The sequence below is a fragment of the Mycobacterium pseudoshottsii JCM 15466 genome (assembly GCF_003584745.1).
Taxonomy (GTDB): Bacteria; Actinomycetota; Actinomycetes; order Mycobacteriales; family Mycobacteriaceae; genus Mycobacterium; species Mycobacterium marinum.
Map to the genome: position 1 here is coordinate 1,826,038 of NZ_AP018410.1, position 21,415 is coordinate 1,847,452.

The following is a 21,415-nucleotide window of genomic DNA, read 5'->3' on the forward strand; positions in this document are numbered from 1 at the left end:
GCATGCCCAGATCATGGGCGTTGGTGGCCTAACGGCGGGTGGGAAACGGTGTTACAACCGGAGCGACGAATTCCTCGAGCATCGCCCGCTCGTCGGCTTCGTCCTGGCCGGGGAACATCAACAGCGAGACGATCACCCGCACGGTCCAACGAGCCCGGCGCTCCACCGCGGCGGGGGCTTCGGGGCCCAAAGACTGCAGGAATGCGGCGGCCAGTCCCGCGATCACCTCGGATTGTCCGGCCAACTCACCGCCGATCGGTGGTCGGGTGGAGGCGAACCACGCCGCCAGGGCCGGCCGCTGGCGGACCATTCGCAAGGTGGCGGTGATGCTGGTGATCAGCTGATCGCGTGGATCATCGATGTCGCCGATCTGCTGCATGATCTCGCGCCCCAGCCGGAGCGTCTCGCGGTGCACGTAGGCGGTTCTGAGCGCCTCACGACTCTCGAAGTATCGATACAGGGTGGCCCGGGAACAGCCTGCCGCCCTGGCGATTTCGTTCATCCCGATCGAAGCCGGGTCGTGCTTGGTATAGAGCCGCTCGGCGGCGTCGAGTATCCGGTCGGCGGCGACCTCGCTGCGGTGCGCTGCCAGCCAGTCGGCGGCGACCTCGCTGCGGTGCGCTGCCAGCCAGTCGGTTCGGCTCATCAAGACCTCACTTCAAACGGCAGCGACAGCGGGCGCCGGACGTAGCTGCCGCCGGACCACACGATGCGTGACTCGTCGACCTCGAAGTCCGGGCAGCGCGCCAATAGTTCGGTCAGCGCGACCCGGGACTGCATCCGGGCCGCGGCCGCGCCCAGGCAGTGGTGCGCGCCATGGCTGAACGTCAGGATGTTGCGCGGGCAGCGCCGTACATCGAGTTCGCCGGCATCAGGACCGTATTGGCGCTCATCCCGGTTGGCCGAACCGTAGAGCAGCAGCGCTCGGCGACCGGCGGGGATGGTGACATTCCCGATCGTCACGTCGTGGGTGACGGTGCGGGCCAGGCCCTGCACCGGCGAGGTGAGCCGCAGCAGTTCCTCGACCGCATCGGTGATGAGCTCTGGATTGTCGGTCAGAAGCCGGCGTTGGTCGGGTCGCCGGTGGAGCAAGGGCATGGAGCCGCCGAGCATTCCGGTAACGGTGTCATTGCCGCCGGTGATCATGGTGAATGTGAACGCCAGGATCGACAGCGTGCCCGCGATGTCGCCGTCCGCGCCGACTCCGGCGGCCACCAGGTGAGAAATCGTGTCGTCCTCGGGTTTGGCGCGGCGGCGCTCGATCAGCGAGGTGAAGTAGGCCATCATCGACCCGACCGCATCGCCGGCCGTGGCCAACGCGCCCGCGATGCCGCCCTCGGCGGTGTTGGCCGCGACGATGGCCTGGGTCCACCCATCGAACTGTGCCCGGTCCTGTTCGGGTACCCCGAGATAGTGTGCGACCACCATCGACGGCAAGGGCTTGAACAGGTCGGTGACGATGTCGCCGCCCCCCTGGGCGCGCAGCCGCTCGATTCGCTCGACGACGAAATCGCGCACCTTGGGCTCCACCGCTTCGACCTGGCGCGGGGTGAAACCGCGTGACACCAACTTCCGGAACTCGGTATGGGCTGGTGGATCCTGCATGGCCATGGGCGGGTTATCTTGCAGCCCAATCATTTCCAGATCGCCATAGTTGACGGTCAAGCCCTGCGCCGAGGAGAAGGTCTGGTGGTCGCGGGCCGCTGCCCACACGTCGGCGTGGCGCGACAGCACGTAGTAGTCCTGGTCGGGCTGGTGGGTCGGGATGACGTGGTGCACCGGATCCTGGTCTCGCAGCGCCCGGTACATCGGCCAGGGATCCGGCCAGGTTGCGGCGGTGGCCAACTGGAACGCAACAGGCGCGCGGTGAGACACATCCACTGACATGTCTTATTGGTACGACAGAGTTGTATAGATGTCAACACCTGCGCATAGCCGGTGTGCATCCTTGGCTTCCACCGTGCAGTCCGGGCGCAACCTGCCCGAGATTCCCGACCTGAGCGCACGCTCAAGGCCGTGACGGCACACTCGATGCCGCACCCGCGTCGAGCGCCCGCACCCGCGTCGAGTGCCGAGTGCAGAACGCAGAGATCTAGATCCCGCTACCGGGGTTGAGGATGTCCAGGGGGTCCAACGCCTGTTTGATGCGGCGGTTGAGGTCCATCACGTCGGGCCCGAGATAGCCTTCCAGCCACGGCCGCTTCAACCGGCCCACGCCGTGTTCGCCCGTGATCGTTCCGCCCAGGCCGACCGCAAGATCCATGATTTCGCCATAGGCGAGCTGTGCGCGTTCGGCCATGGCGGCGTCGGAGGGGTCGTAGACGAGCAAGGGGTGCGTATTGCCGTCACCCGCATGCGCGATCACCGAGATCATCAGGTCGCGCTCCTGCGCGATCCGGGCGATTCCGGTGACCAGCTTGCCCAGATTGGGTAGCGGCACGCCGACATCTTCGAGCAACAGGGATCCCTTGGCCTCTACCGCCGGGATGCAGAAGCGGCGGGCCGCGACGAACGCCTCGCCCTCGTCGGGGTCGGTAGTGGAAAACACTTCTGTTGCACCATGTTCGGCAAATACCGCGGCCATCAGTTCGGCATCGTCGCGGCCGGCCTGTCCGCGCTCGTCGGAGCTGGCCACCAACATCGCCGCGGCACCGCGATCCAGGTCCATGCGCAGCGTGTCCTCTACCGCGTTGATCGCCACCGAATCCATGAATTCGAGCATCGAGGGACGAATCCGCGCGGAAACACCGAGCACCGCGTCCACCGCGGATTCCACCGACGCGAAGCTGGCCACCACGACGGCGGCCGCGTTTTGCGCGGGAAGCAGGCGCAGCGTCACCTCCGTGATGACGCCCAGGGTGCCCTCGCTGCCGACGAACAGTTTTGTCAGGCTCAGCCCGGCGACATCCTTGAGCCGCGGACCGCCCAACCGCACCGCGGTGCCATCGGCGAGCACGACCTGCATGCCCAGCACGTAGTCAGTGGTGACGCCGTACTTCACACAGCACAATCCGCCCGCATTGGTGGCGATGTTGCCCCCGATGCTGCAGATTTCGAACGACGACGGATCCGGCGGATACCACAGTCCGTGTTCGGCGGCGGCCTTCTTCACCTCGGCGTTGAACAGGCCGGGCTGACAGACCGCGGTGCGGGTGACCGGGTCGATCGTGATATCGCGCATCTTCTCGGTGGACAGCACGATTCCGCCGTCCAGGGCGGTGGCCCCGCCCGACAACCCGGAACCGGCTCCGCGGGTCACCATGGCAACGCGGTTCGCGCCGGCCCACCGCAGGATGGTCTGCACCTCTTCGGTGCATCGTGGCCGGACCACGGCCAGCGGCTTGCCCGCCGACGGGTCAAGGGCACGGTCCTGTCGGTAGCCCTCGGTGACGGTGGGATCGGTGACCACCATGCCGTCGGGCAAGCCGGCGATCAGGCTGGCCAGCACATCCGCGTTCACGAGGCACTCACGGCCCGATCCTACGGGGCCTGCGGCCCGCGGGGTCAGCGAGCGCGGCTACAGCAGCGATGTCTCGCTGATGTCCTGGGTGGGCGCGTGATCCAATTCGCGCAGCGACGGCGGTCGGATACACATCAGCCTGGTGATGGCGATGGGCAGTGCCAAGGCGAAGAAAGCCACCTTCAGCCCGGCCGCGTCCGCCACCGGACCCGCCAGCAGCAAGCCCAACGGGCCGGCGGCATAAGCCAGCGACGTCATCACGCCGACCACCCGGCCACGGAGATAGTGCGGCGCCCTGGTCTGCATCACGTAGTTGTAGATCGGTTGGATGGGGCCATAGACCACGCCGATCAGTGCGCACAACACCAGGATGACCGGTAACGGGGGCAGCAGCGCGATGCCGGTTGTCGCGGCACCCAGGGTCAGCACCGCGGTCAGCATGATCGTTCGCCGCGACACGTAGTTCGACAGCATCCCGTAGCCCAGCGCGCCGACCAGGCTGCCCAGCGACAGCGCCACCAGGACCGAACCCAGCTGTGCGGGCTGTTGGCGGTCGCTGAAGTACGTCGGGAACAGCACGCTTTCCATCGGCAGATACAGTGCCGTCACGGTGAGGTCGATCAGCGCCAGCGCCCGCAACACCCGCAGGTTCCACACAAAACGCAGTCCCTGCGTGACGCCGGAAACCAGCCCGTCGGGTCGTGTCTCGTGGTGCGGTCTGCCCGCTCCCTCGAGCCGCAACGCGCCAATGGCGAGGAGGGACAACCCGAATGCCCCGGCGGTGATCCACATCGTGGTAATCCCGCCGACGGTGGCGATCATCAGGCCGCCGATCCCGGGGCCCACGACAAACGCGAGGTTGAGGATCGCCTCGTAGCTGCTGTTGATCCGATCCAGTGACCACCCCGCACGGGCGGCGGCCTCGGGCAGCATCGACTGCCGGGCGGTGATCCCGGCCGGATCGAAGGTGGCCGAGCAGGCGCCCAGCGCTGCCAGCACCGCGACGCTGACCGCGTCGTCGCCAAACGCCCACGCGATCAACGGAACGATGGCCACGGCCGACCCGGACAGGGCGTCGGAAACCATGGATACCGGCCGGCGTCCGAAGTAATCGACGGCGGTGCCGGCGACCAACGTGGAGAACAGCAGCGGCAGGGTGATCGCTCCGGCCACGATGGACGCTTGCCCCGAGCTGCCTTCGCGCTCGAGCACCAGCCACGGGAACGCGACTATCGAAATGCCATTGCCGGCGCAGGCCGCCAAGGTGGCGAAAAGGATCAGGAATGCCGGGCCTCGGCTGCTGTTTCTCATGGATATCGCGGTGCTGTTTCTCATGGATATCGCGGCTGAATCTAGCGGCGATCCACCATCGGAGCCACCGAATTATCGCGGCGACCGATGGCGCCATGCAGGATGATCGTGTGCTTACCCATCCGAGGACGGGCCAGCCGTTCGGGTCGCCGGTTCGTCCCGGCACCGGCTGGCCGGGGGATCCGGCGTCATCGCAGACCCCGGTCGCGGCCGAGGCGGCGCGTGTCGCCGAACTGGCCGGCCGGGCGGGCTCGATCGCCGAACTCGACGCTGCGATAAGTGTGTGCCGGGCCTGCCCACGACTGGTGACCTGGCGTGAAGAGGTCGCGGTGGCCAAACGGCGCGCCTTCGCCGACCAACCGTATTGGGGACGCCCGGTGCCGGGCTGGGGATCGGAGCGGCCATGGCTGTTGATCGTGGGCCTGGCGCCTGCCGCTCACGGCGCCAACCGGACCGGGCGGATGTTCACCGGCGACCGGTCCGGTGATCAGCTGTACGCGGCGTTGCACCGTGCCGGCCTGGTCAGCCAACCGACCAGCGTCGACGCCGCCGACGGCTTGCGGGCCGAACGGATCCGCATCGTCGCACCGGTGCGTTGCGCACCCCCGGCCAATGCCCCGACACCGGCCGAACGAAAGACCTGCGCGCCCTGGCTCGACGCCGAATGGCGGCTGGTGTCCCACGATGTCCGCGTGATCGTTGCGCTGGGCGGATTTGCGTGGAAGATCGCGCTGGGATTGCCTGGGTCGCTGGGTGCCCCCAGGCCCCGCTTCGGCCACGGTGTCGTGGCTGAGCTGGGGTCGGGTGTGCAGTTGCTCGGGTGCTACCACCCGAGCCAACAGAACATGTTCACGGGTAGGTTGACTCCGGCGATGCTCGATGACGTGTTCCGCGATGCCAAGAAACTTGGCGGGATTGGGTAGAAAATGGTCGGGGTGCAAAAAGTTCTGATTTCCGGAGCCAGCGTGGCTGGCTTGACGACGGCATATTGGCTTGAACAACAAGGCTACTCGGCCACAATCGTGGAGCGCCACCCTGGGCTGCGGCCTGGCGGCCAAGCGATTGACGTCCGAGGCCCGGCGCTGACTGTGCTGGATCGGATGGGGATATTGGACGCCGCCCGGGACCGAAAGACCGGCATCCGGGGAGCTTCGGTGGTCGACCGGGGCGGAAACGAGCTCTCCCGGGATACCGAGTCGACCCCCACCGGCGGTCCCATCGACAGCCCCAACATCGAGCTGCTGCGGGACGATCTCATCGAATTGCTCTACGGCACAATCCAATCGACGACCGAGTTCATCTTCGACGACAGCATTGCCACATTGCAGGATGACGGCGCGGCCGTCGAGGTGACCTTCGTCCGGTCCGGCACCCGCACCTTCGACTTCCTGATCGGAGCCGACGGTCTGCATTCGAATGTGCGCCGCAAGGTGTTCGGCCAGGAGGAGCAGTTCATCAAGCGGTTGGGCACCTACGCGGCGATCTTCACCGTGCCCAACTTCCTGGAATTGGACTACTGGCAGAAGTGGCACTACGGCGACAACACCATGGCCGGGGTCTACAGCGCCCGCGACAACTCCGAGGCTCGCGCGGCGCTGGGCTTCATGGACACCGAGCTGCAGATCGACTAACGCGATACCGAGGCTCAATTCGCCGAGCTGGAACGGCGGATGATCGAGGACGGCTGGGTACGTGCGCAGCTGCTCCACTACATGCGCAGCGCACCGGACTTCTACTTCGATGAAATGGCCCAGATCGTCATGGATAGCTGGGCGAAGGGCAGGGTGGCGCTCGTCGGCGACGCCGCCTATTGCTGCTCGCCGCTGTCGGGCCAAGGGACCAGTGTCGCCGTGTTGGGCGCCTACATCCTGGCCGGTGAGCTGGCCGCCGCCGGAAACGACTACCAGCGCGGTTTCGCGAACTACCATGCCGAATTCAGCGGCTTCGTCGAGCGCAATCAATGGCTGGTCACCGACAACATCCCCGGCGGAGAGCCGATACCCGAGGAAGCGTTCGAACGCATCGTCAACTCGTTGGAGCTCGAGGACTACCGGCAGGGCTGATCGGATCGGTGGGAAGGTTCGGGCTGCCGTAGGCGTTGTGGGCAGCGTGCGTCTTTCCGTTCTCGATCTCGTCCCGGTGCGCACCGATCAGTCGACCCGGGATGCGCTGGCAGCCACCGTGTCGCTGGCACAGACTGCCGAGCGCCTCGGCTTTACACGCTACTGGGTTGCCGAGCACCACAACATGGCATCGGTGGGCGCCACCAGCCCGCCGGTCCTGATCGCCTACTTGGCCGCGCAGACCACGCACCTGCGCCTGGGATCGGGCGGGGTGATGCTGCCCAACCACGCGCCGCTGGCGGTGGCCGAGCAGTTCGCTCTGCTGGAGGCGGCCGCCCCCGGTCGTATCGATCTGGGCATCGGCCGCGCACCCGGCTCGGACCCGGTCACGTCCTACGCTCTGCGCGGTGGCCGCTCACCGGCGCAACAGGAACGCGATATCGAGAGTTTTCCCGACTACCTCGACGATGTGGTCGCACTGATGAGTGCGCGGGGCGTGCGCGTACCGCTGCAATCCGGTGACTACATCCTCAAGGCCACGTCGGCGGCGCTCACCCAGCCGCGACTGTGGTTATTGGGGTCATCGATGTATTCGGCGCGGCTGGCCGCGGCAAAGGGGCTGCCCTACGTGTTCGCGCATCACTTCTCCGGCAAGGGCACCGAAGAGGCGCTCGAGTTGTACCGATCCCGCTTCGTCCCCAGTGCGCTGGCAGCCCGGCCGGTGACCTTCCTGACCGTCAATGCCGCGGTGGCCGATACCCGCGAGGAAGCGACCGCATTGATGATGCCCAATCTGCACATGATGGCGCGGCTGCGCACCGGCCAGCCGCTCGGGGCCGTGCAGCTCGTCGAAGAAGCCCAGGACGCCAGGTTGACCCCCGAGCAGCAACGCATCGTGGACAGCGGACTCGAGCGGGCTGTCGTCGGCTCACCTGAGGAGGCCGCCGAGCAGGTGCGCGCTCTGGGTCAGCGGTTCGGTGTTGATGAGGTCATGGTCCACCCCGTTGCCTCCGCGCATCGCGGCACCGACCCGGCCACGGCACCGGCGCGGGTGGCGACGTGTGAGCTACTGGCCAAGGAACTGTTCTAGCCGCAGCCCTACGCCGCCGGTGTCAACGCGAAGATGGGGATGGGCCGTGACGTCCGCCGCTGGTAGCTGTCATAGCGGTTGGCGTTGTTCTTGTTGACCAGCTGCCACATCCGCTGGTAGTCCGCATCGTCGGGGGTGACCCGCCGCGCGGTCACCGCGATTCGTTTCGGGCCGACGTTGATTTCACAATCGGGACGCTTACGCAGGTTGTGGTACCAGCCCGGATAGCGCTCGTCACCGCCGTTGGAGGCGACGATCAAATACGAGTCGCCGTCACGCGCATACGTCAGCGACGTGGTGCGCGCCTGGCCGGTCTTGGCGCCGACGGTGTGCAGCAGCAGGCTGGGCGGCACACCCGGGATGCGATGGCCGATTCGGCCGTTGGTCTTGCGGTAGATCGTGTCGTGCAGACGCAGGATGGGGATGCCCACGTATTGCTCGAACGGCGTGAGATTGCTCATGAGGCCAGTCTTACTGACTGGCCTCGATGCGGGCCAGCGCGTCGCGCAGGATTCGGCCGGTGGCTTCCCGATCGTTGTCGCGGCGCAACAGTAGGCCCTTGGCGACCGATAGCTTGCCCCCGTCGCGCCGCGGTAGCACGTGCAGATGGATGTGGAACACCGTCTGGAACGCCGCACTGCCGTCATTGATGCCGATATTGGTTGCATCGGCCAGCTCGGTGGCCCGGGCCGCCTTTGCGATCCGCTGTCCGATGGTGGCCATCTGAGCCAGGGTTTCCGGCGGAGTGTCGGTCAGATCCACGGTGTGTTTCTTGGGCAGCACCAGGGTGTGTCCGCGGGTGAACGGCCGAATGTCCAGGATGGCCAGACAGTTGTCGTCTTCGTAGATCCGGATGGCCGGAGCTTCGCCGGCAGCGATCGCGCAGAACACGCAGGACATGTCGCCACGGTACTGCTCCGGTGGCGGGGGCCGGGCCTGGCCCCCGCCGAGCCGGTCGGGGATGGCCGATTTGCCGGTTGGTGCAGCGGGATACGCTGCGGCAGTGGACCCGTCCGATCTTGCCTTCGCCGGAGCAGCCGCCCAGGCCCGGATGCTCGCTGACGGTGAAGTCACCGCGCCCATGCTGCTCGAGGTCTACCTGGAACGGATCGAACGCCTCGACAGCGAGCTGCGGGCCTACCGGGTGGTGCGCTACGACGCCGCGCGCGAGGAGGCCGAGGTCGCCCAACAGCGCCTCGACGCCGGGGAAAGGCTTCCGCTGCTCGGTGTTCCGATCGCGATCAAAGACGACGTCGACGTCGCCGGTGAGGTGACGACCTACGGCAGCGCGGGCATGGCGCGCCGGCGGGCTCCGACGCGGAAATGGTGCGGCGGTTGCGGGCAGCGGGTGCGGTCATCATCGGCAAGACCAATGTGCCCGAGCTGATGATGATGCCCTACACCGAGTCGCTGACCTTCGGGGCCACCCGCAATCCGTGGAACCCCGCTCGCACACCTGGGGGCAGCAGCGGGGGCAGCGCCGCCGCGGTCGCCGCGGGACTGGCGCCGGTGGCCTTCGGATCCGATGGCGGCGGATCAATCCGCATCCCGTCGACCTGGTGTGGTGTGTTCGGTTTGAAGACCCAGCGGGATCGGATCTCGCTAGAGCCCCACGACGGTGCCTGGTACGGATTGAGCGTGAACGGGCCGATAGCGCGTTCGGTGCTCGACGCTGCGCTGCTGCTGGACGCGACGACAACAGTGCCGGGTCCCGACGCCGAGTTTGCCGACGCTGCTCAGCGCGAGCCCGGCCGACTGCGAATTGCCCTGAGCACAAAGATTCCTACGCCGCTTCCGGTCCGGGTCGGCCAGGCCGAGGTGGCGGCCGTGTATCGGGCCGGTGGGTTGTTGCGTGAGCTGGGCCATGAGGTGATCAACCGCGACCCCGACTATCCGGCCGCCCTCTACGCCAATTACCTGCCCCGCTACCTTCGCGGTATCAGCGACGACGCGGACGCGCTGGCCCACCCGCATCGTCTCGAAGCGCGCACCCGTGCCATCGCGCGGATGGGTTCGTTCTTCTCGGACCGCCGGATGGCGGCCCTGCGAGCCGCCGAGGCCGCGCTGAACAAACGGATCCAGTCGATTTTCGACGACGTCGACGTCGTCATCACTCCCGGCACTGCCAACGGTCCGTCCCGAATCGGCGCCTACCAGCGCCGGGGCGCGGTGTCGACGCTGCTTCTGGTAGCGCAGCGGGTTCCGTATCTGCAGGTCTGGAATCTGACCGGCCAGCCCGCCGCCGTCGTCCCGTGGGACTTCGACGACGACGGCATGCCGATCTCGATACAGCTGGTGGGCAAGCCCTACGACGAGGCGACACTGCTGTCGTTGTCCGCGCAGATCGAAGCCGCCCGACCGTGGGCCGATCGGCGACCTCCGGTGTCGTGACAGCGGGGTGCGGTTAGGTCGGTTTGAAGGAGTCGATCAGCCAGGTGCCCTGCACCTTGGTCAGGCCGACCCGAACGGAGCTGGTAGCCCTTTTCGGAGACGGTTGGTCCCGAGTGGTGGTGGATTGGTCGACGAACGCCAAGATCGAGGCCCGCTGGCTGGTCAGGGACTCGACTCCGGCACCGCTCACGGTCGCAGTGGTGCTGATGCCCTCGCGCCGGGCCGTGGGGACCACTGTCTGGCCGGTGAATTGCCGGTAATAGGACAGGAATTCGCCGGTCAACAGCCGTTCGGCGGCGCTCGCGACCTTTTCCACGTTCTGAGGTGTGTACGTCAGGATCTTGGCCACATTGGTTTTGGCGACCTTCAGGACGGCTTCTCGGGCCGCGGGTTGGTCGGCGACCAGTGCTGGGCCGGCGACGGGCGGCAATTGCCGGTTCTTGGCCAGCATCTGCCAGCCGCCCAGTGCTGCGGCCATCATCGTCGCGGCGGTGAGCGCGAGGACGACCACCCACCAGGCGGCCCGCGGTGCTCCATGCTGGGTCACGTGACGAACTCCACCCGCGACGCCAGATAGGCGTCGTCGATCTTCTCGATCTGGATTCGCAACCTCCACTGCCGTGGCTCTTGTTGTACGCCGGTACTTTTGGTGATGTTCGAGGTCACCGACACAACTACGTGGGCGGTGGTGCCGCTGATGGACTCCAGGCCTGCGCCGGTGGCCTTGCCTTGGGTCGCCGAGCCCGCGTCCACTATTGACTGCTTGAATTGGGCGCTCTTGTCGGCAAAATCGCTGTGAAATGCTCCGGTTGACCCGTCCAGGATGCGTTGGATGTCGGCATCGATGGTCTGCGGGTTGACGCTCGTCAAGGAGATCGCGAACTGTTTGGCATGGTCGACGTAGGGCTGCCACTGGGGCGCCTCGGCCGGGGCCGCGGTTGTCTGCCGCGGGTCCGGCCGTAACACCTGGGTGACGGCGAACGCGACGGCAGATACCAGCAGCAGGGCCACAACCACTGGAACCACAATCGTGCTGACCTGGCGCCGTGGCCGCGCCGGTGCCGGCGCCGTCGGGTACCACGGCATCGGTGCGGGGGCGGCTTGGGTGGCGGCAGCGTATTCGGGAGGCACGGAGATGGCGGCGGGCAAGGTGGGATCCGACGGCGAAACCGCTGCGGCCGCGCCCTGGGGTGACGCGACTTGAGATAGCGCCTGGGCAAAATCGGCGCATCGCCAATAGCGTTCGTTGGGCTGTTTGGCCAGCGCGGCGGCGAACACTCGGTCCAACGGCGCAAGCTCGGGGCGCCGATCGCCCAACGCCGGTGGTGGTGCGGTGAGATGCTGGCTGATCACCGCGACCGAATTGGCATGCTGGTATGGCGGGGCCCCCGTGAGAAGGTGAAATGCGGTGGCGGCCAGCGCGTACTGGTCGGCGCGGCCGTCGACGTCGGCGCCCGTCAACTGCTCGGGCGCAGCGTACGCGGCCGTGCCTACCGTCAGGTTTGTTGCGGTGATTCCGCTGATGTCGTCAAGCTGGCGGGCTATCCCGAAGTCCGCCAAGAAGATTCGCGGCCCCCCGGCGTTGTCCGGCCCGGTGAGCAGGATATTGGCGGGTTTGACATCGCGATGCAGCAAGCCGCGCTGGTGGGCGTAATCGAGCGCTCCGGCCACGGCGGTCACGACGGCGACCACCTCGGCGACGGGCATGCCGGCCGGATACTGGCTGCGGATTAGCGCGGCGGCGTCCGTTCCCTCGATGTAATCCATCGAGATCCACAGCTGGCCGTTGAACTCGCCGCGGTCGTGCACGCCGACGATGTGTGGGTGGAACAGGGTGGCGGCCAGATCCGCTTCGCGCTGGAATCGCTCGCGGAACGCGGTGTCCGCGGATACGTCGGGGGGCAGCACCTTTAGCGCATCACGGCGGGGTAATCGGGGGTGTTGCGCAAGGTATACCTCGCCCATTGCGCCGGAGCCGAGCAATCCCACGATGGTGTATCCGGCAAAAGCGGAGCCGGGGGGCAACGGCATGATCGGATGTTACCGCCGCCGGCCGGCCCCGGGGCGGTGTCGTGCCGCGGGGCGGGCATCAGCGCGCCCGGTGGCGTCGCGGCGTTATACGTTGACGTCGTGGAGGACTGCGTGGACCGGGCACCCGAGCCGGCCGGCCAGAACACCGACGATCTACTCGAAGGACTCGAGGGTGCCGCCCGCGCGGAACGTGCCGAGCTGATCGACTGGCTGTTCGGCCAGGGCATCACCGCAGCTGAGATCCGCACGACCAACCCGCCGCTGCTGCTGGCCACTCGCCACGTCATCGGCGATGACGGCACCTACGTGTCCAGCCGCGAGATCAGCGAAACCTACGGCATCGACCTGGATCTGCTGCAGCGCGTACAGCGTGCGGTCGGCTTGGCGAGAGTGGATGACCCGGACGCCGTCGTCTACATGCGCGCAGACGGCGAAGCCGCCGCATACACGCAGCGGTTCATTGAGTTGGGGCTGAACCCAGATCAGATCGTGCTTGTGGTGCGCGTGCTCGCCGAGGGCCTCTCCCGCGCGGCCGAAGTCATGCGCTACACGGCGTTGGAGGCGATCATGCACCCGGGAGCCACCGAACTGGACATCGCGAAGGGGTCGAAGGCGCTGGTGAGTCAGATCGCGCCATTGCTGGGGCCGATGATCCAGGAGATGCTGTTCATGCAGCTGCGGCACATGATGGAGACCGAAGCCGTCAACGCCGGTGAGCGGGCGGCCGGCAAGCCGTTGCCAGGTGCACGTGAGGTCAGCGTCGCTTTCGCCGACCTGGTCGGCTTCACCAAGCTGGGTGAGGTGGTATCGGCCGAGGAGTTGGGCCAGCTCGCCGGCCGGCTGGCCGATCTGGCTCGGGAACTGACCGCCCCGCCGGTGCGGTTCATCAAGACGATCGGCGACGCCGTGATGCTGGTCTGTCCGGATCCGGCGCCGCTGTTGGACACGGTGCTGAATCTGGTCGAGGTCGTCGACACCGACGATGCCTTCCCTCGGCTGCGGGCCGGGGTTGCGTGTGGTCGGGCGGTGAGCCGGGCCGGCGACTGGTTCGGCAGCCCGGTGAACGCGGCGAGCCGGATCACCGGGGTCGCGAGACCCGGCACGGTGCTGGCCGCGGATTCGGTGTGTGACGCCGTTCGTGACACGGCCGCCGGTGCTGGATTCGAGTGGTCATTTGCCGGGCCGCGGCGTCTGAAGGGAATCAAGAACGAAACCAAGCTGTTCCGGGTCCGGCGAAACCTTGCGGACCTTGCGGCCGACACCGCAACAGAGGGCCGTTAGCGGTGGGCTGAGGTTGACTCGACGTCATATGGGCAGGCCCGGAGCGACTCCCGGGGGCGTTTGGTCCGTCTTACGCGGCGCTTACGCGGCCGGATTCCACCCCATTCTCCGGCACTTGAGTTCGGTCTGTTCCGGGTCTGCTTCGCTAACAAAAATACAACCATGAACCGCTGATAGCAACGGTTTTTGTGCTGTTGGGTGCAACATTTGCGAGGCGGCGGTGGTCCGTTGGGGGTTCGCCGCCGGCGAACAACGATTGCTTTCACTTGTAACTATATAATCATATAATCATATAATCATGAAAGCACATCATCACATGCACGGGCGCCGGCACGGGCGCTCCGGCGGCTGGCAGCAAGCCCAACAACCTGACGCCAGCGATGCCGCCGATTGGTTTGCTGGACGGCTTCCGGAGGACTGGTTCGAGGGCGCCCCCGCCGTCGTTGTGGACCGGGAGGAGATCACTGTGATCGGCACGTTGGGGGCACCCGAGAATTCCGGATCGGAGCAGAGCAAGGCGCATTCAGAAGGGCGAGCCTCGCGATTCCGCGAAGAGACCCGGGCCGAACGGATGAATATCGCCGACGAGGCACAGGAGCGCTACGCGCGCAAGGTGTCCTGGGGCGTCGACGTTGTCTCCGACGCCGGCACGGAGCGAATCCTGTTCACCCACATCGCGGTTCCGGTGATGACGCGCCTGAAGCAGCCGGAACGCCAGGTGTTGGACACGCTTGTCGACGCCGGCGTCGCCCGGTCCCGCGCCGATGCTCTCGCGTGGTCGGTCAAGCTGGTCGGTGAGCACACCGAGGAGTGGCTGGACAAGCTGCGGACCGCGATGTCAGCGGTCGATGACCTGCGCGCGCAGGGGCCTGATCTGCAGGCCTGACCGCCCAAAGCTCAGTACTTGGTTTCCTTGTGGATCTTGTCGACGATCTTGTCGGCGAGTGCACCGCCCTGGTCGGTGATGTGGTAGCCGCACGAGTTGATGTCGACGATCACGTTGTTGGCCACGCTCATCGCGCGCTGGCACTCCCAGCCTTCGGCGCCTTCCTGGGTTTCGAGCATGGTGATCCGAGGCGGGCTACCAACAACCTGGGCGAACGTCCATCGGTAGGTCTTGGATTTGTTCGTCACCGTCACCGTCTTACCGGCACAGTTCTTCCACTTGCCCGCCATGGTCTCCACAAACGAGCTGGCTTTGGCGGCCGAGGGAAACGACACCACGGCCTGATTGACCTAGTGGTCGTTGTTGTCGCCGGGTTCCGAGGCCACCAGGCCGCTGATAGCCGTGTATCCGGTGCCCGAGTAGACCGGGTCTTGGCTGGTATACAGGGCGCCTTGGCATTCCGGCAGCGACAGCGTCACCGGTGACGCATCCATCGAGGTGATGGGTTTACCGGGTTGGATATTGGATGCCCCCATCACGGAGTTGACTTCGGCGGGGCTCAGCAGCAGAGAGCTCAGCCGGTCCTCGGCTATCGGTTTGGGCGGCGGCGAGGGCTTGGGCGGTTGGGTGATCATCCAGACACCAATTCCACCGACGATGAGAACCAGCACGATCGCCACGGCGGCCACGATCGGCCATGGGTTGCGGCCGCGCGGTCCCGGACCCTGCGGGCCCTGATTCCAGGTCGATGGGCCGGCGGGTTGGCCGGGCGGCGGTGCTCCGCCCCAACCGGCTCCCTGGTAGTACGGCGGGCTGGGGGTGGGCTGGCTCGCGGGGATGGGGCCGCTCGCCTGCTGCCAGCCGGGCTGGCCGGCCGCCGGGGGCCGGGGGCCGGGGTATCGGCCCGGACGGTCCCCGCGGGTCCGGACGGCGCCACGCCGCGGGGCGGCCCGGCGACCGCCGAGGGGCCTGAAGGGGGCGAGCCGGCAGCCGGAGCTGCGGCGGCCGGGTAGTAGGGCGGTTGTTGCGGCGTGGGCGCAGGTCGCGGCGGGGTGGCCGCCGGGCCGGGCCGCGCCGGAGGAGTGGCCGCGGTGGCCGGCATGGTCGGGGGAGCGGCGGGGTCGGGAGGGCCGGGCAGGGTTGCTTCCTGGCTCCGGCGCAGGATGTCGGCGGCGTGATCCTGATCGGGGTTGTTCAGCGCCTCGTGGGCGGCCAGCGCCAGATCCCCCGCGCTGGCGTAACGGTCCCCGGGCTGTTTAGCCATGCCGCGCGCGATCACCGTGTCGAAGGCCTTGGGGATGCCGGCGCGGACGGTGCTGGGCTGCGGGATGGGATCCATCATGTGCGCGGTGACCAGCATGCTGGCGCTGTCGGCGCGATAGGGCGGGCTCCCGGTCAAGCACTCGTGCAGCACGCACGCCAAAGCATAGATGTCGGCGCGGTAGGTGACTTCGTCGTTGGAAAACCGTTCAGGCGCCATGTATTTCCAGGTTCCCACCGCGGTGCCCAGTTGGGTCAGCTTCTCGTCGGTGGTGGCGCTGGCGATGCCGAAGTCGACCAGGTAGGCAAAATCCTCGCGGGTAACCAGGATGTTTTGCGGTTTCACATCGCGATGCATCACGCCCGCGGCGTGGGCCGCGTCCAGCGCGGAGGCAACCTGGGTGATGATCGCTACCGCGCGTGGCGGGGTCAGGGGGCCAAAGCGCTTGAGCAAATTGTCCAGATCGGTGCCCTCGATCAGGCGCATCTCCAGGTACATCTGCCCGTCGATTTCGCCGTAGTCGTGGATCGGCACCACGTGAGGTTCCTGCAACCGGCCGGTGATGCGGGCTTCGCGCTTCATGCGCTCCCGAAACACCGGGTCCTTGCTGAAGGTTTCCGACATCAACTTGACCGCGACGGTCCACTCTTTGACGGTGTGCTCGGCCTCGTAGACTTCGCCCATCCCGCCACGGCCCAGCAGCCGCGTCAGGCGGTAGGGCCCGAACGTGGACCCCACTCGCGAGCCCTGCGCGTCGCTCATCGTTGATCCTCCCAATCAACTCGCAATGTCGCGACCCTACCAATTTCCTGGGAACGGCGGCGTCACTCGCAAATCACCAAGGGGGAAGCCGCCGGCGGCGAGCGGCGACCGTTCGACCCGCGCAAGACGGGCAGCGCCGCGCCCAAAATCCCTGGCCTCGGCTGACCGATGGGCCGGCAAGGATCCGTCAATAATGCGGCAAGCGCTGCGGCACATGCTTTCCCGAACGCCGAACCCCGCCGACCCTGTCGGCGGACCCGCTATTGGAAGGAAAGACGATGCTGTCGCTGCGGTGGGGTGGCATTGGCGGGCGCGGTTGGTCATACGTTGTCTACAACGTCGGGTATCGGCTGTTGTCGCTGCAACTGTCGTGCGGGCCGCTGGCCGTGTGCGCAGTCCCATTCGTCGTGAAGCACGTCTGAGACAGCCCGGTTTCACCTGCGGGCTTTTCGTTGCGGATCGAGCTGCCTGAGTCGCCAGGCGATCAGGGTCACCAGTACCGCCGCCTGCACCACACACGCGCCGGCCGCGATCAGCCAGCTGCTGACCTTGTAATCCCACAACGGATCCTGGTCGCCGCCCGCGGCGCGACGCAGGTCGTTGAGGTCGACGGTGGAAGCGGCCATCGCGTAGGCCCAGCGCGACGGCGACAGCCACGCCAACTGCTCCAGCGGGATCCGGCCCTTGACGCCGAACATTCCGCCGCACAGCACCAGCTGGGCCATCACCACGAGCACCAGCAGCGGCATGCCCCGATCGGCGTTGCCGATCATCGCCGAAATCAGCAGGCCGATCATCATCGACACGACGGTGACCGCGACGACCGCCACGGCCACTTCGACCGTCGGCCAGGGCATGACGATGGACTGGTCGGGCGCGGGTAGAAACGCCGGGCCCAGGAACCCGAGGATCAGGCCCTGCGCGGTGGTCAGCGCGGTGAGGACAACCAGCTTGGAGGCCAGGTAGGCGCCGCCGGACATGCCGATGCCATGTTCGCGGCGATATATTGCCTGCTCCTTGACGATTTCGCGGATCGACGCGGCGCAGCCCATGAGCGCGCCGCCGATGATCAGCAACACCAGCAACTGCGCGGGCTGGGTCGACCGCAGCTCGATCGCCTTGGCCAGCGAGAGCCCGGCCTTGCCGGGCACGGCATGGGCGAACAGGCTCAGCAGCAACGGCAGGACCAGCAGGAACACCGCATACTGACGGTCGGCAGCGATGACCGCCACGTATCGCCGGCACAGGATCGCGAATTGCGCGAACGCGCTTTGCTGTGCGACCGGCTTGGTGGTGCGCGCGGCGGCGGGGTGCGCCGGGCGTTGGGCCGGGTGCGGGGTCAGCGCCGCGCGCAGGGGTGAGGCATTGAACCGGGCCGTCCAGTCGGTGGCTTTGTCCTGCTCGAGAAGGGTGAAAAGGTCGGCGAAGTCTGTGCAGTTGAAGTAGCTCAAGGCTTGCTGCGGCGGACCGAAATAGGCCAGACGTCCGCCAGGAGCCAGGATCAGCAACCGGTCGCACATGTTGAGATGGGCGATGTTATGGGTGACCACCACCACGGAGCGACCATCATCGGCTAGGGAGCGCAGGGTCTGCATGACCGACTTCTCATAGCCGGGATCCAGCCCTGAGGTGGGCTCGTCCAGAAACAGCAGCGACGGTTTGGTCAGCAACTCCAGTGCGACGCTGGTGCGCTTGCGCTGGCCCCCCGACAGGCTGTCGATGCGCTGGTCGGCCTGCGTCGTGAGCCCGAGCTCGGCCAGGACTTCTTCGATGCGCTGTCGGCGCTCCTCAGCGGAGACGTCTTGGGGAAACCTAAGTTGCGCCGCATAATTCAGCGCCCGCCGCACCGTCAGTGGGATGTGCAGGATGTCGTCTTGGGGAACGAATCCGATGCGGTGTCGCAGCTCCGCGTAGTTGTCGTAGAGGTCGCGTTCGTCGTATCGCACTGTGCCGCTGGTCGCCGGGTGGAATCCGGTTAGGGCGCCCAGCAGCGTGGATTTGCCCGCGCCACTTGGCCCCACCACGGCCAACAGGCTGCGCTGTGGCAGCACGAAGCTCACGTCGGACAGCAACACCCGACCCTTCTTGGTTACCACCCGCAGGTTGGACGCTTCATAGGAGACGTCGCCGGTGTCGACGTACTCCACCAACCGGTCACCGGAGAGGTGCATCAGCTGGTGCCCGATGCCGACAATGTCGTTGGGCCCGATCAGCGCGCGGGTAATGCGGTTGCCGTTGACGTAGGTCCCGTTGGCGCTGTGGTTGTCGACCAGCTCCCATTGGTCACCGGAGCGCCGCAACACGGCATGGCGCCGAGACACCAGCAGGTCGTTCAACAACACGTTGTTGTCCGCTCCGCGGCCGATCGTGACGACGAGCTGGTCGATGGCGTGCACCGTGGTCGGCGCCCGGGCGACTGTCGTTCCGTCCAGCGGGTCTGGCGCAGCGGCGACGTTGCGCCCGGGCTGCGCCTCGGGCGCCTGGATCGCGGGGTGGAGCTCGATCGCCTGTCCGGAAGACGCGGACCCCAGCAGCACCGTGACGGGCTGGTGGATCGGCACGCGCTGCACCGGCGTGCCGCCGACGAACGATCCGTTGCGGCTGCGGTTGACCAGCACCCATCCCGCCGGCGTCGGCTCGAGGACCGCGTGCAGTCGCGAGACCCGTGGATTGTCCAGGCGGATATCGGCTTCGGCGGCCCGACCGATGGTCCAGGCCCGGTTTGGTGTGGCATGCCAGGTGCGTCCGGCGGCCCGGAGTTCCAGGCGGGGCGGATTCGTCGTCGCGTCACCGATCCTGTCGTGCATGCATCGCCTCCGGTGCGTCTACCCAGCTCCGATTGTCGTGGTTGTTCATGAGTGTGAGGACCACCAGTCGTAGAGCTGGTCGAGGTTGGGTCCGGGCGGTTTTGCGGCGACGAGTGCGAATACCAGCGTTCGCTCGTTGCTCCACATCACCTGCGGTTCGGCACCCTTGTAGATGCCGCAGGCGACCTGGCCGAGGACGGTGTTGGGGTCCTGCGTGTGCCACCACGTTCCTGGTGACGCCTTTCCATCGGGGCAGGTGAGGATCGAAAAGGTTCCGATGAACGCGGTGAATGCGTTCTTGAGCGCCGAAAGGTTGGCGTACAGCCCGTAGGCGGCCACGGTAGGCCCGTCGGCATCGGTGTTCTTCTTGCACTTCACCGATGCCACTGCGCCCGGCATCGGCCGCGTCTCGGGCGTGCACGCACCCGCGGGGTAGCCCGACGGCGGCAGGCCCATCAAGCGGGTTTGGGCGTCGGGGCGCCGCGATGTGGTCGACGGTGCGGGTGTGGTTGTGGCCGTGCTGCCGGTTGTGGTTCGTGCCGTGGTGGAGGTGGTTCGTTGTCCGGTTGGTTGCGGGTTGTCATCGTGGGTGGCCGCCCAGATGGCGATCGCGACGAGGATCATGACCAGGATTGCTACGGCGACGCCGGAGACAATCGCCCAGGGATTGCGAGCACGCGGCGGCCGCTGTGGGACACCTGGATTCCATACCGGCGTACCGCCAAGCTGTTGCGGCGCCAGCGCGCGTGGCGCCGCGCCGGGGGACATGCCGCCATCCCAGGGCGGGGGCGCAACGGGGGAGTGTGCCGGGGCAGCGGGATGCGCGCCGGGGGACCAGGCCGGCTGGCCGATGGGACCCGACGGCGGGTGGGTCGGCCCTGAGGGCCCCGACCTGGGGATCGGTTCGGAGCTGTAGGCGGGCATTGGGCCAGAGCTGTGCTGGGGGTTGGCCGGCCCGCAACGGGGCTCCCGCCGGTGTTCGAGGGTAGGTTGCTCGACGACCTGGCCTGGCAGGGTGGATTGCTGGCTGCGCCGCAATATGGTCTCTGCCTGGTTCTGATCGGGGGTGCTGAGCGCCTGGTGGGCGGCGGGGGCCAGGTCCCCGGCGCTGGCGTAGCGGTCTGCGGGTTTCTTGGCCATGCCGCGCGCGATCACCGCATCGAAGGCCTTGGGGATTTCCGGGTGGACCGCGCTGGGCTTGGGGATGGGCTCCATCATGTGGGCGCTGATCAACAACCCGGCGTTGTTGGACTGGTAGGGCGCAGACCCGGTCAGGGATTCGTGCAACACGCATGCCAGCGCGTAGATGTCGGCGTGGTGGGTGAACCTGTCATTGGTAAACCGTTCGGGGGCCATGTATTTCCAGGTGCCTACCGCGGTGCCCATCTGGGTGAGTTTCTCGTCGGTGGCCGCGTTGGCGATGCCGAAGTCGACCAGATAGGCGAAATCGTCGCGGGTGATCAGGATGTTGGGCGGTTTGACATCGCGGTGCATCACCTCGCCGGCATGCGCGGCGTCCAGTGCCGAGGCGATCTGGGTGATGATCGCTACCGCGCGTGGCGGGGTCAGGGGGCCGAAGCGCTTGAGCAAACTGTCCAGGTTGGTGCCCTCGATCAGGCGCATCTCCAGGAACATCTGTCCATCGATTTCGCCGTAGTCGTGGATCGGCACCACGTGGGGTTCCTGCAACCGGCCGGTGATGCGGGCTTCGCGCTTCATGCGCTCCCGAAACACCGGATCGCTGCTGAAGGTATCCGGCATCAACTTGACCGCGACGGCCCACCCTTTGACGGTGTGCTCGGCCTCGTAGACCTGACCCATCCCGCCACGGCCCAGAGGGCGGATGAGGCGGTAGGGGCCGAACATCGACCCTGCGCGCGCACTGGGCGCCTCGCTCATCGTTGACCCTCCAAACCAACCGCGACCCAGCCGACACTATCAACGTTGGACCCAGGAAACGGGTGTCAGGATTGTGTCGGGTCGTGGTGGCTACTCGGTCGGGGCAACCATGCGGGCTCGAGTTCGCCGTGCGCGGGTCAGCGAGCGGGTACGCACCCGTTGCGGCGGTCAAC

The 21,415-nt window shown here is 66.9% G+C and carries 15 protein-coding genes and 3 pseudogenes; 7 read left to right on the forward strand and 11 right to left on the reverse strand.

The window, feature by feature from the left end; translation table 11 throughout:
- Positions 1-28: 28 nt before the first annotated feature.
- The 4 genes from MPSD_RS08235 to tap form a co-directional block, all read right to left on the reverse strand.
- Positions 29-646 (reverse strand): TetR/AcrR family transcriptional regulator, encoded by a 618-nt coding sequence (locus MPSD_RS08235; RefSeq protein WP_086085100.1) that lies wholly within the window; start codon positions 644-646, stop codon positions 29-31.
- Positions 646-1,887 (reverse strand): cytochrome P450, encoded by a 1,242-nt coding sequence (locus MPSD_RS08240; protein WP_086085099.1) that lies wholly within the window; start codon positions 1,885-1,887, stop codon positions 646-648. The genes MPSD_RS08235 and MPSD_RS08240 overlap by 1 nt, the downstream gene beginning before the upstream one ends.
- A gap of 205 nt (positions 1,888-2,092) precedes the next feature.
- Positions 2,093-3,460, reverse strand: a complete 1,368-nt coding sequence (locus MPSD_RS08245) for an FAD-binding oxidoreductase (RefSeq protein WP_020788225.1) — start codon at positions 3,458-3,460, stop codon at positions 2,093-2,095.
- A 57-nt stretch (positions 3,461-3,517) separates the two neighbouring features.
- Positions 3,518-4,771, reverse strand: coding sequence for a multidrug efflux MFS transporter Tap (tap, locus tag MPSD_RS08250; protein ID WP_086085106.1), 1,254 nt, complete (start codon positions 4,769-4,771; stop codon positions 3,518-3,520).
- 95 nt (positions 4,772-4,866) lie between these two features.
- Here tap and MPSD_RS08255 point away from each other — a divergent pair, with 95 nt between their 5' ends.
- From MPSD_RS08255 to MPSD_RS08265, 3 genes and pseudogenes are all read left to right on the forward strand, one after another.
- Complete coding sequence (locus MPSD_RS08255; protein WP_036426805.1) at positions 4,867-5,694, forward strand: uracil-DNA glycosylase; 828 nt, start codon at positions 4,867-4,869, stop codon at positions 5,692-5,694.
- Positions 5,695-5,697: 3 nt separating this feature from the next.
- Positions 5,698-6,834 (forward strand): annotated as a pseudogene (locus tag MPSD_RS08260) (FAD-binding protein).
- A gap of 46 nt (positions 6,835-6,880) precedes the next feature.
- On the forward strand, positions 6,881-7,924 hold the full coding sequence (locus MPSD_RS08265) for an LLM class flavin-dependent oxidoreductase (RefSeq protein WP_020788221.1): 1,044 nt from the start codon (positions 6,881-6,883) through the stop codon (positions 7,922-7,924).
- 8 nt (positions 7,925-7,932) lie between these two features.
- On the opposite strand, the gene MPSD_RS08270 is transcribed toward MPSD_RS08265, so the two are convergent.
- Together MPSD_RS08270 and MPSD_RS08275 are read right to left on the reverse strand one after the other, a co-directional pair.
- Positions 7,933-8,385, reverse strand: a complete 453-nt coding sequence (locus tag MPSD_RS08270) for a nitroreductase family deazaflavin-dependent oxidoreductase (RefSeq protein WP_012395751.1) — start codon at positions 8,383-8,385, stop codon at positions 7,933-7,935.
- A gap of 10 nt (positions 8,386-8,395) precedes the next feature.
- A complete protein-coding gene (locus MPSD_RS08275) occupies positions 8,396-8,824 on the reverse strand; it encodes an HIT family protein (protein WP_036426803.1) in 429 nt (142 codons plus the stop codon).
- 103 nt (positions 8,825-8,927) lie between these two features.
- Between MPSD_RS08275 and MPSD_RS08280 the strand changes: the two are divergent.
- A pseudogene (locus MPSD_RS08280) lies at positions 8,928-10,315 on the forward strand (amidase).
- A 13-nt stretch (positions 10,316-10,328) separates the two neighbouring features.
- Here MPSD_RS08280 and MPSD_RS08285 read toward each other — a convergent pair.
- Together MPSD_RS08285 and MPSD_RS08290 are read right to left on the reverse strand one after the other, a co-directional pair.
- Entirely contained in the window at positions 10,329-10,862 is a 534-nt protein-coding gene (locus MPSD_RS08285; RefSeq protein WP_020788217.1) for a hypothetical protein, read from the reverse strand.
- Positions 10,859-12,346: a serine/threonine-protein kinase gene (locus MPSD_RS08290; protein WP_020788216.1), complete on the reverse strand. Its 1,488-nt coding sequence runs from the start codon at positions 12,344-12,346 to the stop codon at positions 10,859-10,861. Before MPSD_RS08290 ends, MPSD_RS08285 begins: the two co-directional genes overlap by 4 nt.
- A 99-nt stretch (positions 12,347-12,445) precedes the next feature.
- On the opposite strand from MPSD_RS08290, the gene MPSD_RS08295 reads away from it, so the two are divergent.
- Together MPSD_RS08295 and MPSD_RS08300 are read left to right on the forward strand one after the other, a co-directional pair.
- Positions 12,446-13,627 carry an adenylate/guanylate cyclase domain-containing protein gene (locus MPSD_RS08295; protein ID WP_372509734.1) on the forward strand — a complete coding sequence of 394 codons (1,182 nt, stop codon included), beginning with the start codon at positions 12,446-12,448 and terminating at the stop codon, positions 13,625-13,627.
- Positions 13,628-13,925: 298 nt separating this feature from the next.
- Positions 13,926-14,513, forward strand: coding sequence for a hypothetical protein (locus tag MPSD_RS08300; protein WP_036426801.1), 588 nt, complete (start codon positions 13,926-13,928; stop codon positions 14,511-14,513).
- 11 nt (positions 14,514-14,524) lie between these two features.
- On the opposite strand, the pseudogene MPSD_RS08305 reads toward MPSD_RS08300, so the two are convergent.
- Positions 14,525-16,536 (reverse strand): annotated as a pseudogene (locus MPSD_RS08305) (serine/threonine-protein kinase PknH/PknJ).
- A gap of 278 nt (positions 16,537-16,814) precedes the next feature.
- Here MPSD_RS08305 and MPSD_RS28065 point away from each other — a divergent pair.
- Positions 16,815-16,958, forward strand: coding sequence for a hypothetical protein (locus MPSD_RS28065; RefSeq protein WP_015356755.1), 144 nt, complete (start codon positions 16,815-16,817; stop codon positions 16,956-16,958).
- 12 nt (positions 16,959-16,970) lie between these two features.
- Here the strand turns inward: MPSD_RS28065 and MPSD_RS08315 are convergent, their stop codons facing one another.
- Both MPSD_RS08315 and MPSD_RS08320 read right to left on the reverse strand, forming a co-directional pair.
- A complete protein-coding gene (locus MPSD_RS08315) occupies positions 16,971-19,343 on the reverse strand; it encodes an FHA domain-containing protein (protein WP_020788211.1) in 2,373 nt (790 codons plus the stop codon).
- A 45-nt stretch (positions 19,344-19,388) separates the two neighbouring features.
- On the reverse strand, positions 19,389-21,242 hold the full coding sequence (locus MPSD_RS08320; protein ID WP_086085098.1) for a serine/threonine-protein kinase: 1,854 nt from the start codon (positions 21,240-21,242) through the stop codon (positions 19,389-19,391).
- Positions 21,243-21,415: the final 173 nt, after the last annotated feature.

Coding starts and splice junctions, on each gene's coding strand:
- MPSD_RS08320 (WP_086085098.1), bottom strand. CDS start 21,242: ATGAGCGAGGCGCCCAGTGCGCGCGCAGGGTCGATGTTCGGCCCCTAC.
- MPSD_RS08315 (WP_020788211.1), bottom strand. CDS start 19,343: ATGCACGACAGGATCGGTGACGCGACGACGAATCCGCCCCGCCTGGAA.
- MPSD_RS08290 (WP_020788216.1), bottom strand. CDS start 12,346: ATGCCGTTGCCCCCCGGCTCCGCTTTTGCCGGATACACCATCGTGGGA.
- MPSD_RS08270 (WP_012395751.1), bottom strand. CDS start 8,385: ATGAGCAATCTCACGCCGTTCGAGCAATACGTGGGCATCCCCATCCTG.
- MPSD_RS08300 (WP_036426801.1), top strand. CDS start 13,926: ATGAAAGCACATCATCACATGCACGGGCGCCGGCACGGGCGCTCCGGC.
- tap (WP_086085106.1), bottom strand. CDS start 4,771: ATGAGAAACAGCAGCCGAGGCCCGGCATTCCTGATCCTTTTCGCCACC.
- MPSD_RS28065 (WP_015356755.1), top strand. CDS start 16,815: ATGCTGTCGCTGCGGTGGGGTGGCATTGGCGGGCGCGGTTGGTCATAC.
- MPSD_RS08240 (WP_086085099.1), bottom strand. CDS start 1,887: ATGTCAGTGGATGTGTCTCACCGCGCGCCTGTTGCGTTCCAGTTGGCC.
- MPSD_RS08275 (WP_036426803.1), bottom strand. CDS start 8,824: ATGTCCTGCGTGTTCTGCGCGATCGCTGCCGGCGAAGCTCCGGCCATC.
- MPSD_RS08255 (WP_036426805.1), top strand. CDS start 4,867: ATGCAGGATGATCGTGTGCTTACCCATCCGAGGACGGGCCAGCCGTTC.
- MPSD_RS08235 (WP_086085100.1), bottom strand. CDS start 646: ATGAGCCGAACCGACTGGCTGGCAGCGCACCGCAGCGAGGTCGCCGCC.